Origin of the sequence: Nocardia sp. NPDC051981 (assembly GCF_040680715.1) — a bacterium.
Classification (GTDB): Bacteria; Actinomycetota; Actinomycetes; order Mycobacteriales; family Mycobacteriaceae; genus Nocardia.
The window spans coordinates 255048-267779 of the sequence record NZ_JBFAXK010000004.1 but is presented as its reverse complement, the minus strand read 5'-3'; the positions used below and the strand labels follow the sequence as shown (position 1 = coordinate 267779).

At 68.4% G+C, this 12732-nt stretch carries 10 protein-coding genes, 1 tRNA gene and 1 pseudogene; 6 read left to right on the top strand and 6 right to left on the bottom strand.

All coding sequences use genetic code 11. The features are described 5' to 3' along the window. Positions 1-94 precede the first annotated feature (94 nt). Positions 95-179, top strand: a tRNA-Leu gene (locus AB0L60_RS10585). A gap of 110 nt (positions 180-289) precedes the next feature. Further along, a pseudogene (locus AB0L60_RS10580) lies at positions 290-566 on the top strand (hypothetical protein); the annotation flags it as partial. 121 nt (positions 567-687) lie between these two features. Here AB0L60_RS10580 and AB0L60_RS10575 read toward each other — a convergent pair. The 5 genes from AB0L60_RS10575 to AB0L60_RS10555 form a co-directional block, all read right to left on the bottom strand. Then, positions 688-840, bottom strand: a complete 153-nt coding sequence (locus AB0L60_RS10575) for a hypothetical protein (RefSeq protein ID WP_364610483.1) — start codon at positions 838-840, stop codon at positions 688-690. 91 nt (positions 841-931) lie between these two features. Continuing rightward, positions 932-3031: a glycogen debranching N-terminal domain-containing protein gene (locus AB0L60_RS10570; protein WP_364610480.1), complete on the bottom strand. Its 2100-nt coding sequence runs from the start codon at positions 3029-3031 to the stop codon at positions 932-934. Then, entirely contained in the window at positions 3028-4269 is a 1242-nt protein-coding gene (locus AB0L60_RS10565) for a glycosyltransferase family 4 protein (protein ID WP_364610477.1), read from the bottom strand. Before AB0L60_RS10565 ends, AB0L60_RS10570 begins: the two co-directional genes overlap by 4 nt. Positions 4270-4511: 242 nt before the next feature. Beyond that, complete coding sequence (locus AB0L60_RS10560) at positions 4512-5507, bottom strand: sigma-70 family RNA polymerase sigma factor (protein ID WP_364610474.1); 996 nt, start codon at positions 5505-5507, stop codon at positions 4512-4514. Positions 5508-5664: 157 nt separating this feature from the next. After that, a complete protein-coding gene (locus AB0L60_RS10555; RefSeq protein WP_364610471.1) occupies positions 5665-6657 on the bottom strand; it encodes an NADPH:quinone oxidoreductase family protein in 993 nt (330 codons plus the stop codon). A gap of 729 nt (positions 6658-7386) precedes the next feature. Here AB0L60_RS10555 and AB0L60_RS10550 point away from each other — a divergent pair. Genes AB0L60_RS10550 through AB0L60_RS10540 form a run of 3 tightly spaced genes read left to right on the top strand, consistent with a single transcriptional unit; the run spans position 7387 to position 10153 of the window. Beyond that, the gene (locus AB0L60_RS10550) at positions 7387-8700 is read left to right on the top strand and encodes a hypothetical protein (RefSeq protein WP_364610468.1); all 1314 of its coding nucleotides are present in this window, start codon (positions 7387-7389) and stop codon (positions 8698-8700) included. Positions 8701-8718: 18 nt separating this feature from the next. Further along, on the top strand, positions 8719-8913 hold the full coding sequence (locus tag AB0L60_RS10545) for a ferredoxin (RefSeq protein ID WP_364610465.1): 195 nt from the start codon (positions 8719-8721) through the stop codon (positions 8911-8913). Beyond that, positions 8909-10153, top strand: coding sequence for a cytochrome P450 (locus tag AB0L60_RS10540; protein ID WP_364610882.1), 1245 nt, complete (start codon positions 8909-8911; stop codon positions 10151-10153). The genes AB0L60_RS10545 and AB0L60_RS10540 overlap by 5 nt, the downstream gene beginning before the upstream one ends. Positions 10154-10175: 22 nt before the next feature. Here AB0L60_RS10540 and AB0L60_RS10535 read toward each other — a convergent pair whose 3' ends face one another. Continuing rightward, positions 10176-11258 (bottom strand): hypothetical protein, encoded by a 1083-nt coding sequence (locus AB0L60_RS10535; RefSeq protein ID WP_364610462.1) that lies wholly within the window; start codon positions 11256-11258, stop codon positions 10176-10178. 122 nt (positions 11259-11380) lie between these two features. On the opposite strand from AB0L60_RS10535, the gene AB0L60_RS10530 reads away from it, so the two are divergent. Beyond that, positions 11381-12613, top strand: a complete 1233-nt coding sequence (locus AB0L60_RS10530; protein WP_364610459.1) for a lipase family protein — start codon at positions 11381-11383, stop codon at positions 12611-12613. The last annotated feature ends 119 nt before the right edge of the window (positions 12614-12732 follow it).

Genomic DNA, 12732 nt, shown 5'->3' with positions numbered 1-12732 from the left:
CACTCCCACCGCCTCCGAATCCTGGGTGAACCCGCAGGACATCGACCGATTTGGTCCAGGCGGTCCGATCCGATAACCTTGCTGAGCATCACCGGTCCGGGTGGCGGAATGGCAGACGCGCTAGCTTGAGGTGCTAGTGCCCGTATTAGGGCGTGGGGGTTCAAGTCCCCCTCCGGACACAGTCAGTAGGCCTACGGGCGGTTTCGGAGCAGTTTCCACCAAAACCGCCCTTTTTCATGGTCACAGCCCGCCGAGGAAATCAACCATCTGCCGGATCTTCTCCCGGGCGAGGATTCGGGCCGAGCGCGCGATCGTGACCGCGCCCGGCGACATTGCCGAGCGGATCATTCTGGACCTCCCGCAGCGGTACCGCGTCGCCTTCAACGACATCGCGTACGGCCGGTACGTAGTGGTCGGGTTCTTCACCGAGGAGGTTGCGCAATCCGCTCGGATCGATTTACCTCGCAGGCGATTATCAGCTCGATCTGCCGTCGCTCGCCGGCGCGGCCGCGTCGGGTGCGCGCGCGGGGAAGGCCGTACCGGCTAGCCTGAGCCGACAGCGATAGTCGGGGCCGCGATCGAGCGAACACAGGGACATTCCGGACGCCTCAACGGCCATAGCGCACTCAGGCGGTCACCCGCCGGCCGGCCGGGTTCCGAACCTCTCAGATCGGTACACCTAGGTCGTCACAGCCGTCGCCGCCAGCGCGGCGGCGGTGAACAACCGGTACCCACGGCCCGGGTCGGCGGCCGGTCGCCGACACTCGCCGCGGCCGCTAGCGACGCGCCGCCGACGAGCCCCCGGCCGATGGTCTCGGCCAGCCGGGGTCGGTTCTGCATCCGATCGCCATACTCGGTGCCCGGGCAGGCCCTGGGAAGCATTGTCATCAGCGTTTCGTTCCGCTGTGGCATCGGCCGGCACCGCCTGTCGCTATCTCCGGTTCAGCTGCCAATCCGGTGGCAGTCCCTGGACTTTCGCGTCGGTGCCGCACGCCTCGATGGACACGGTCGCCGGACCCAGGCGGAGGTCCGTGAGCCGGATGATGCCCGCCCGGTCGGGCAGGCGCGGCGCGATGGTGAGGGTGCGTCCGGGGACGTCGGGCATCAGCCCCAGGAACGACCGCATGAGCAGCAGGGGCGCCGCGCTCGCCCACGCCTGCGGCGAGCACGAGGTGGGATACGGCACCGGGGAACTGAAATCGGAGCGCGCGAAGCCGCAGAACAGTTCGGGCGGCCGGGCCCCGAATTCCAGGATGGCCTCGAGCAGTCCGCTCGCGAGTTTCACACTCAGGTCCAGTGCACCGGGGATGTGCCCGTAGCGCATCAGACCGGCCACCGCGATGGCCGTATCGTGCGGCCACACCGAACCGGTGTGATAGCCCATGGGATTGAAGTGGCGCGCGGTGGAAGACAGTGTGCGCAAACCGAATCCGCTGTTCAGGTCCGCCGCGCCCAGGCGCTCGATCAGTTCGGCCGCGCGTTCGTCGGGCACGATACCGGTCCACAGGCAGTGGCCGGGATTGCTCGATCCCACATCGACCGGCTGCTTCGAGCCGTCCAGCGCCAGAGCATAGCAGCTGCTCTTCGGCATCCAGAAGGTCTCGTCGAAACGGGCTTTGAGGTCGGCGGCCTGCGTGCGCAGCCGCTCGGCGAGGGCGTGGTCGCCCAGCTCCTCGGCCAGTTCGGCGCGGCCGATCCGGGCCGCGTAGACGTAGCCCTGCACCTCACACAGGGCGATCGGCGGCTCGGCGAGGCGGCCGTCGGCGAATCCGATCGCGTCCCAGCTGTCCTTCCACCCCTGGTTGGCGAGGCCGCGGTCGGTCTTGCGCCGGTACTCGACGAAGCCGTCGCCGTCGAGGTCGGCGTCGTTGTCGATCCAGGCCAGCGCCGCGTCGGCGGCCGGCAGCAACTCCTGTACGGCCGCGGCGCCAATACCCCAGCGACGGCATTCGGCGAGCAGCATCACGAACAGGGGGGTCGCGTCGGCGGTGCCGTAGTAGACAGTGCCGCCGAGCACCCGATCACTGCCGGGACCGTAGCGCCGCTCGTGCATGATGCGGCCGGGCTCCTCCTCGGTGAGCGGATTCGACTCGGTGCCTTGGAGTTTCGCCAGCTGGCGCAGTGTTCCCAGGGCCAGGTCCGAATCCAGCAGCAGCGCCATCCACGAGGTGAGCAGACTGTCGCGGCCGAACAGGGCCATGAACCAGGGCGCGCCGGCGGCCACATAGGAGGTGCCGTCGGCGGGATCGTCCAGGCGCAGCGCGCCGAGGTCGGTCTCGGTGCGCTGCAGGATGAGGTTGAGGCCGGCGCCGCTCGCGGTGAGGGTGGTGGTCGAGGCGCGCCAGCGGCGGATCTTGTCCGCCGGGCTGTATTCGACGTCGTCGTCGAAGTTCATCGGGACGGCCCGATGGTCGTTGATCGGCTGGCAGTGCACCACCGTCTGCCAGCTGCCGTGTGCGGGGACCAGCACCTGCCAGGTCAGCGATCCGGGCTGCACCTCGGGGTCCTCGCCGGCGGTGATGATGATGCCACGCCCCTGCTGACTGCGGTCGGTGAAGCGCAGCGCCTGCTCGGTGGCGGCCGACTCGCCGCCGCCACCGCCCGCCCGGCCCTCCTTGACCGCGAACAGGTCCGCGAAGTCCGCCTCCGCATCGAGAACCACCGTCAGGGCGGTGTCCTCGTCGCCGAGATTGAGCACGCTGATGATCTCCTGCATTCCCTCACCCACGACGCGACGGCGCTGGATCAGCACCGTCGCGTCGGCGACACCGTGCGGTGGCGGTTTGCGCGCCACGAATCGCGCCCGGAAGGGTTCGCGCACGACCACCGAAAGCTGTTCCGGCGGAAGACCGTCCACGCGCAGCTCCCATCGGGTCAGGATGCGCGTGTCCCGGTAGTACAAACCGTGGGCGGTGCCGGGGTGTATGTCCCCGAGTCGGTCGGACAGGCAGAAGGTTCCGGCCTCGACGAGGGTGATCACGCCGGCGCCACCCTCGATGAGAACGGGTGGGCCGGCATTGAATACGCTCACGGGCGACCGCCCGGCGCCTGGCTGCTGAGGATCGGGGTTCCCGCGGGTACCCGCACCCGGACGGCGGTTCGCGACGCCCGTTGCGCCGCCATCTCGATCGCCCGGTGATAGGCCGCCTCGTAGCCCTGCGCGAACAGGTCCGTGGCGAACAGCCTTTCGACCCGCTCCCGGCAGGCGTGGGGGTCGATCTCATCGGCGCGGGCGATGTATCCGGGTAGTTCGTCGGGATCGTCGCAGATCCATCCGGTCACGCCATGTTCGACGACCTCTTCCACCGCACCGCCGCGCAGCGCGATCACCGGTGTGCCACAGACCATGGCCTCGATCATGACAATGCCGAAGGGTTCTTCCCACCGAATCGGGAACAAAAGGCAGCGCGCGCCGGCGAGCAGATGGCGTTTCGCGGTCGCGTCGGCCTCGCCGAACACATCGTCGCTCTCGGTGAGCAGCGGCTCGATGTAGTTGTCGAAGAACTCGTGCTCGGGCGGCTCGTTGAGCTTGCCCGCCAGCACCAGGCGCACACCGGCGGAGTGTGCGGCGCGGAGCGCCAGGTGGGGTCCCTTGTAGGGCGCGTAGCGGCCCAGGAACAGGGCGTAGTCGAGCTTTTCGGTGCGGAATGGCCATTCCGAGGGGCGGATCGCGTTGTGCACGCGGCCGATCCAGTTCAGATCCGGCGCGAGCGCGCGCTGCCGGTCACTGATCGCCACGAGCCGCACACTGTGATCGAGCGATTGGTAGTACTCGTGCATCTCGGGGTCGACCGGACCGTGCACGGTGACGACGGTGGGAATCCCGAGCCCCCGGTACGCGGCCGCGTTGGCCGGGCCGGCGAAGGTGTGATCGTGCACGACGTCCACCGGGTCCTCGGCGTGCAGTGCCTCGATGATCTGCCAGGTCTTCATGGCATTGACGATCTCCGGGTACGGCTCGCCGAGCCGCTTGGATTGGATCTCGTCCCAGACCCGGACGAATCGAGCCTTCGTACCGGCGTGGCCGGCGCCGAGCAGCGTGACGCGGTGGCCCTGATCGACCAGCTCATCGGCCAGCGTGGCGACAACAGCCTCGATACCGCCGTAGCCGACCGGTGGTATGTCGAAATACGGTGGAGCGGCGAGAACGATATGCAGCGACCGCTTCCGGGAATTGACCGCGCCGAACACAGCGGAGTTTTCGGGCTGTAGCTGCAGAAAGTCGAAGGCGTTCTCGAGTGAGGCATCGCACGTAAGTTCGCTACTCATTTCGAAACTCCTCGTCGTGAGTTGAACTGAGCCAAACCCTCGTATACGTTGCCACGAACGACGCTGGTCGGCAAGGGGTTGTTTGCCCGGTTTGCGTTGTCGCAATTCAAAAGTTATGCCGATGGTTTATCAGCTCGAATTGCGGGTATCCTTATCTACCCATCGAGCATGAAATGCATTTGCACCGTGAGGGATTCGAGAATCCCGGCAGTAGCGCTCGGCGAGAAGCCTTTTCTACCGACTCACTCCGCAAGCACCTCGGGGAATCCGAACAATGCCACCAGCGCCGGGTCGTGGAACGAGATGACACCGCGAACACCGGCGGCGGTCGGAGCCAGGACCACGATGCCGTGGCCGCGGAGCACGCCATCGGTGTCCCGGTGGTACTCGCAGGCGGCGGGCTGGCCGTTGGCCGTGGTGGGTAGCATCCGCCAGTCGCCGGGCCGGCCCATCACGTAGGCGTCGAGCATGCGGATGCAGTTCAATCGGCCCGCCTGCCAATCGCGGAACGGGGTCGCTTCCAGCGTCGCGTCGGCGCGCAGCACCTGCTGCAGGAGAGCGGCGTCGGCGTGTTCGAAGGCGGCGATGTAGCCGTCGAGCAGCGCCCGCGCCCGCTCATCGGATGGTTCGAGCAATTCCTCTGGGCCCGAGGTCAATTCGTTCAGGCGGACGCGGGCGCGCTGCAGGCCGCTCTTGACCGCCGCGGTTGTGGTGCCGAGGATTTCGGCGGTCTCGGCGGCGGAGAAGGACAGGACCTCGCGCAGGATGAGGATGGCGCGCTGGCGGGCGGGGAGATGCTGGAGGCTCGCGATGAGGGCCAGGCGGAGTGACTCGCGGGCGACCACCGCGGCGGCCGGATCGTCCGTGGCCGGAGCGATCCAGCCGCCGGGGCATGGTTCGAGCCACGAAACCTCGCCCGGCGCAACGCGACTCGGTTCTCCCTCGGACTCGTCGGCGGGACCGCCCAGGCCCGAGGGCAGGACTCGGATGCGGCGCGGCTCGAGCGCCGACAGGCAGACATTGGTGGCGATCTTGTACAGCCAGGTCCGCATCGAAGCGCGGCCCTCGAAGGCGGCATAGGAGCGCCAGGCACGCAGGTATGTCTCCTGGACCAGGTCTTCGGCGTCGTGGGCCGAGCCGACCATTCGGTAGCAGTGCGCCAGCAGTTCCCGGCGGAATCGCTCGGTGTCGGCGGCGAAGCGGCTCCGATCGGCCGCCTCCGCCAGGTGCGCCGTCATGCGGCGAGTTTAGGCTGCCGCCGGGCTGCAGAATGGCTGCTTGTCATGGGCTGCTCTCTTTCCGGATCGTGTGCCCGCTGATCGGGTCCTCGCCTATTACCGACCGGGACGGCGGTCCGAAGGAATCGAGACCCAGGTCAGCGGGTATCCGGATTGGTCAGGGCAGCAGGGCCAATTTGCCGATGGTGGCGCGGGATTCCATTTCCGCGAGGACCTTCGGCCCGTCGGCGAGATCGTGGGCGGTGGGTCTGGTGGGGGCGAGGACACCCGCTGCGATGAGCGCGAACATTTCGGCCATGACCTCGCCGAAAACGTGGGGTGCGGCCTGGATCAGCATGCCGATATTGAGGCCGATGAGGTGAATCTGGTGCCTGTACACCAACTCCCAGTTGGTGATGGCGGTGTCGCCCCCTGCCATGCCGTAGACGACGACCCGTCCGGTGACCCGTTTGGCCGCGGCGAGACTCTCGGTGAAGGTCGCGCCACCGGCGGATTCGAGCACCAGGTCGGCGCCGGCGCCGCCGGTCAGTTCCAGGACCTCGGCGGCGAGGTGCTCGGACCGTGAGTCCAGCATGTGGTCGGCACCGAGTCCCCGCACGATCTCATGCTTGCCCGGCGAGGCGGTGGCGATGACGGTCGCACCGTAATGCTTGGCCATGGCGACCGCCGCTCGGCCGGTCGCGCCCGCTGCGGCGTGAATCAGCACCGTCTCACCAGTGGCTATGCGGCCCAACGGTTTCAATGCGGCGAGCGCGGTAGGCCAGTTCACGACCAGCCCGAGTGCCTGCTCGGGGGACCATCCGGCCGGGATCGGTAGGGCCGAGACCGCGGGCAGCACCGCGTATTCGGCGAATGCTCCGGCCCCGACGCCGACGACGCGGTCCCCCGAAAGCAGCTCGGCCACTTCGTCTCCCGCCGCGACGACCTCACCGGCGGCCTCGAACCCCGCCGTGTACGGGGGCCGCGGTCCGCCCGGGAATGTTCCGTGGGCCTGGGAGATATCGGCGAAATTGACGCCGGCGGCGGCGACCCGGATCAGTACCTCGTCCGGACCGGGAACCGGTACCGGCGCGTCGGTGATCAGACGGAGGTCCTGCGGGCCCCGCAGCGAGGTCTGCCGCAGGGCCCGCATCGTGGTGGGAATGGTCATGGCGATCAGCGCTCCTTCTCGATTTGTCAACCAGGTAGACCGCCGCCACCGGAGAAAGGAATCGGCCGCTGGAACCGGTCAGCCGATCGGCGTGACCGCGGGCATGGTGAAGTGCCCCGACAGGATGTCGGGGCCGGGGATGTAGGAGCGGGCGAAGAGGATGAACGGGCCGGCGACCCGGGGTCCGGTCACGCGACCCTGGCGGGTTCGCGGAGTGGGGTCCGGGCGTGGGTCCAAGCCAAGAGTTCGTCGATCACGCCGTGTATGCCAGGGGTTTGCGGTGACTCGGGGTGGTGACGACTCGACGACACAAGTGGCCGCCGAACCCTCGCCTGGTGACATCCCGGCGCAGTGATGTGCGTCACTCACCTGGTGCCCGGAACCGTCCGGGCCGCCGGGCGGTTTCCCCGCGAGTCCGGTTCAGCCCACCGAGCCCTCGAATCGGCACGTGCCCTGGGATTTCGGCCATCGAGCGGATGGCGATCGTTCCGAAAGATCTGCGCTTCACTTCAGCGTCGCAACTCGAAGGCGCTGGCGCCCTTGCCTTCAGCACACGGGCCGGCCATCTCGTCCGTCCGTAGCATCTGGGCAGGCCAGGCAACATTCTTGTGCCGGAAGGCATTCGGGCACTCGGAGCCGGAGCCGTTTCCTGACAACAGTCCTGACGATTGTCCCAGTCGTGTGTATGGTCGGAAGGGCATGTTTCACAATGGGGAGTGCCAGGGCTTTATGAGTAGTGAACGACCGCTATCGTCCTTCGAGTTCAAGCATTTCGACCCCGACGCTCGCTGGGGTGACGTGCCGAAAGCCGGTGTGCCGCTGTTCGTCGCGACCACGGTGCGCGGTGAGATCGATCCCGACGTCATGCGCAGGGTGCTGGCGGAATTGGCCGCCGACCACGCGCTGCTGCGCGCGGTCATGATCAACGAGCCCGGCGGTGAGCCGGTCTTCCGTGTTCGCGAGGAGTACCAGCCCCCGCTCGAGGTCACCGAGTGGGGACCCGACGGCTACCAGCGGCTGGTCAACATCGAACAGGACTGGAGCACCGGCCTTTTCAAGGCTCATGTGCTGCGTGAGGGTGGTCTCGACCAGATCGTGCTGATCATGCACCACGGCATGTGCGATGGACGGTCGGCGCTGGCACTGCGCGACGACATGTGGCAGCGCTACGGCGCCCAGCTGGCGGGTTCGCCACTGCCGCCGTCGAATTCGGACAACACGCTGGTCGACGGCATCGATACGTTGCTGGCGGGCAGTGTCACCGAGGCCGAGGTCGACGAGCTGGTCGCGATGCTGCGCGGTATCGCGGCCGCCGGTGACGCGGTGCCCGCGCCACTCGAGCTGCCCCGCGACGGCGACGGCGTCGGCGACCCGGTGGGCCGGTTCGCCACCCAGCGCATCGAGGTGGACCCCGCGCAGAGTGCGGCCTTCTTCGGTGTCGCACGCGCGCAGGGTGTTTCGGTCAATAGCCTGGTCACCGGCGTGGCCATGGTCGCGGTGCGCAGCCAGCTCGAGGCGGATTCCGGGCCGGTACCGATGGTGTTCGGGCACGCGGTGGATCTGCGCGCCTCGCTCGCCGAGCCGATCCCGCAGTCGACGCTGCTCAATTGTGCGGGTGGGGTGGCCACCCCGGTCTTCGCCGCCGCCGACACCGATCCGATCGAGCTGGCCAAGGCGACCGAGGTGGCCATGCGCGCCGCCCTCGACGCCCGGTTCCCCGCCCTGTTCATGCGGGCCTCGCAGCGCGCATTCGACCCGGAGACCGCCGCGATATTCGGTGCGCAGCCCACGCTGGGTATGGCGAATCTCGGTGTGGAACAGACGCCTTCGATCCCCGGCGGGCTCGAATTCGTCGCCGATGAGGCGTTCGGCATGGCCAAGGGCATGCCGCCGAAGCTGACCGTGTGGACCGTCGCCGAGCGGCTCGTCATTCACGTCAACTACGACACCACCCGCAACAGTCACGCCCTGATGGGCCGGGTGACCGAGGCGATCCGGGAGCAGGTCCGTCGCGTCTGCGACGCCGACGCGGATCGTGGCTGATTCGCTGCCGGACACGCCATGAGAGTTGCTGTCAGTCAAGAGAAGTGCATCGCAGCCGGTCACTGTGTGCTGCGTGCCGACCAAGTCTTCGACCAGCGCGATGACGACGGTGTCGTCGTGCTGCTCGACGAGAATCCGGCGCCGGAGCAGGCCCCGGCCGTGCGAGCGGCCGCCGAATTCTGCCCAGCGCAAGCCATCCAGATCGAGGATTGACCCGAACATGTCTGAGTCCAGCACCGAGGCCCCCGCCGAGCCGACCTTCTATCCCGGTCGCCGCGCCGCGAGCTGCCCGTTCGCGCCCGCCGCGGAGATCCGCGAACTCGCCGCCGCCGGCCCGATCTCCAAGGTCCGGACCTGGGAGGGCAAGCAGCCGTGGCTGATCACGGGTTACACCGAGGCGCGCGAGCTGTTCGCCGACGCCCGTGTCAGCGCCGACAACCACCACCCCTCCTACCCGCACATCCACGAGGGGATGAAGACGGTCGCGGAGATGAGCCCGCGCACCATGTTCAACACCGACGGCCAGGAGCACGCCCGCTACCGGCGCATGCTGGCCAAGCCGTTCACCCCCAAGCGGCTCGAGGCCATGCGGCCCAATATCCAGAAGCACATCGACGAGACCATCGACGTCATGCTGGCGCAGGGCAACTCGGCGGACCTGATGAAGGCGCTGGCGCTGCCGGTGCCGTCGCTGATGATCTGCGAACTGCTCGGCGTCCCCTACGACGACCACGCGTTCTTCCAGGAGGCCACCGAACTCGGCTTCGGCGGCAATGCCACCGCCGAGGAGCAGCAGCAGTCGACGCTGGAGGTGCTCGGCTACCTCAACAATCTGATCGAGGCCAAGACCGAGAACCCGGCCGAGGATCTGCTCTCCGATGTCGCCGAACTGGTGCGCGACGGTGAGCTGCAGGTGTGGGAGGCCGCGCTGCAGACGGTCGGCATCCTGGTCGCCGGGCACGAGACCACTGCCAACATGATCTCCCTGGCCGTCATCGCGCTGCTCGACCGGCCGGAGCAGCTGGCGATCATTCGCGACACCGACGACCCGCAGGTGCTCGGCAATGCGGTCGACGAGCTGATCCGCTACATGACCATTGTCGACACCGGGCTGCGGCGGGTCGCCATCGGGGACATCGAGGTCGGTGATGAGGTGATCCGCGCGGGCGACCCGATCGTGTTCGACCTGGCCACCGCGAACTGGAACCCGGAGGTCTTCGCCGAGCCGGGCACCCTGGACCTGGCGCGCTCGAATGCCGCGCAGCACTTGGCCTTCGGCTCGGGCCGGCACCAGTGCATCGGTCTGCAGCTGGCGCGCATCGAGCTCGGCATGGTGCTGCAGACGCTGTTCCGGCGGGTGCCCGGGCTGCGCCTGACCGTGCCGACCGAGGAGATCGATTTCAAGTACGACGCCATGGTGTACGGGGTGCGGTCGCTGCCCGTCGCATGGTGATGCGGTGACCGGTGCCCTGCCGTCAGGGCAGGGCATGTAGCCAGAGTCTGCTCCGGTCGGCCTCGGTGGTGGCCAGCAGCAGGGCGGCGGGCAACGCGACCATGCGAGCGCCGGGAACGCTCACCGGCAGGGAAATCTGTTGCCATTCAGAGCAATTCGGCGTCATCGACGCCAGCTGCACCACGTGGTCGAGCGCCACGAGACCCAGGACGCGCGACGCGGTCGGCAGGACCTGCAGCACGTCGACCGTTGACGCGCCGGGACCGGGCACGGCGTCGCCCTCGGCCGACGGCCAGCACAGCACGCGCGGTGCGGCGCCGATGGATTGGCCGAGCACCGTGCAGCCGGCACTGCCGCAGCCGACGCGCGCGGCGACGGCATTCGCCCCGGGCAGCTCGTGACGCTGCCATCCGAGGCCGTCGGGCGAGGTCCACACCAGTGGCCGAAGGATGTTGTCGCGCAAGGTTTCCCCGACGATGACGAAGCCCTGCGCGCCGATGCCGACCCCGGCCGCGCCGGTCTGTTCGCCGGGTGCGGACGACAGCGCCGGATCGTCCGCGTGGCGTTGCCAGTCGGCGCCGTCGGCGGAGGTCCAGTACGCGGCGCCGTAGCGGCCGTTGTCGCCATCCCAGCCGCCCACCAGCAGATCGGTGCCGCCGCGCGCGGCCGCCGCGGTCACCGCGATGGCGTGCGGGCCGCCGAACATCTCCATGGCCTGGGTGTGTTCGGTGAGTCCGCGGCCGTCGCCGCTCCAGATGGTCATGCGCGGATTGCTGTGCGCGCCACCGAAAGCCTGACCCAGCACCACGGTGTGCGTGCCGGTGCCCGCCGAAATCAGTTCCGCCAGTGCGCCGTACGGACTGTCGGGCCGGACGGGGACAGATGTCCAGCGCGTACCGTCGGGGGAGGACCAGGCGGCCGGGGCACGCCCGTCGCCGGCCGGGATCGAGCCCAGGGCGAGCACGCCGCCCGCGATCGGCGCGAACTCCAGCACCCGCGCCCCGTGCTGCGGCAGCGATACCTCGCGCCACGGCGAATCCGATGGCCGCGCAGCACACCCGGCCGCCAGTACGAGCACGGCGACCAAGACAATTGACCACCTCATTGGGACAGGGTGTCAGACCGACGCGGCGATTTGTCGGTTGTGCGCGTTTCCCGCGGGACCCGAACCGCCGCGCCGAGGCAAATCCGGGCCGCGCACCGGACCGCGTGTGACGATCTCTCCTCGTGGCTGCTGTCCGGTTCACACGGATATGGATGCTGGTGGCGCTGGTGACGGCGCTGCTCCCACTGCATGCGCGCGCTAATCCCATCTCGGATCTGCTGAATCCGGCACACGATCCGGCCAGCGTGCTGCCGTCGCCGCCGACCGACCCCTTCTTTACGCCCAGGCCCGGTTTCGAGGCCCGCCCGCCGGGCAGCGTGCTCGCGGCCCGTACCACCGACAGCCTGTTTCCCGCCGCCCGCGCCCACCAGCTGCTGGTGCGGTCCAACGACTCCCACGATCAGCCGGTCGCCATCGTGACCACCCTGCTGCTGCCGAACGAGGCGTGGAAGGGATCGGGCCCGAGACCGCTGGTGTCGTACAACCTTCCGATCTCCTCACTGGGGCAGTCCTGTGCGCCCTCCACTGAACTAAAGCGGGCTGTGTCGGCCGATGTCGTGGCGATCCGGTTGATTCTGGCCAAGGGCTATGCGGTGGTCGTTCCCGACCATCAGGGCCCGCGGCAGGCATACGCGGCGGGCCTGATGGGCGGGCACGCCGTGCTCGATTCCATCCGGGGCGTGACCCGCGCGAACATGCCGGAGCTCGGGCCGGCGACGCCGGTGGTGATGACGAGTTATTCGGGCGGTTCGATCGCCACCAGCTGGGCGGCGCAGCTCGCGCCGACCTACGCGCCGGAGATCCGGTTGGCGGGCGTGATAATCGGGGGAACCCCGGCGGATTATCAGATGCTGCTGCCCGCCATGAACGGCAACTGGAGTACCGGTGTCCTGCTGGCGGCCGTGCTCGGGCTGGCGCGCGAGTACCCGGAACTGATGGGCCTGTTCAACGACAACGGGTGGCGGTTGGCGCGGATGTTCCGCGATATCTGCATTTCGCAGGAGACGGCGCTCGGGCTGATCGCGCCGCTGCGGGTGGACCAGCTCTCGGTCGTGCCGGATCCATTGAAACTGCCTGCGGTGCAGCGGATTCTGGAAGAGAACCGCCCCGGCCGCAGCGCGCCGGCCGCACCGGTGTTCCTCTTCCACGGCGTCGATGAGATCTTCGTTCCGTTCGCGGGCGCGCAGCATCTGTTCGACGACTGGTGCGCGCGGGGCGCCCGGGTGCGGTTGCAACCGTTCCCGGGGGAGCATTTCATCGTCGGCGTGCTGTCCATTCCACTGACCACGGGGTGGATCGAGGATCTGCTGGCCGGTCGGCTGGTGCCGCCGGGGTGCACCGGTCCGGGTCACTGACCATCCGCGGAAATTCCGCTGACATCGAGCAAATAATTGGTGTACGTCTCGGCGGGCAGTGGAATCCCGGGACCGGAATCACTGACCGACCCGCTCCCGCAGGCGGTGACCTTCGGTGC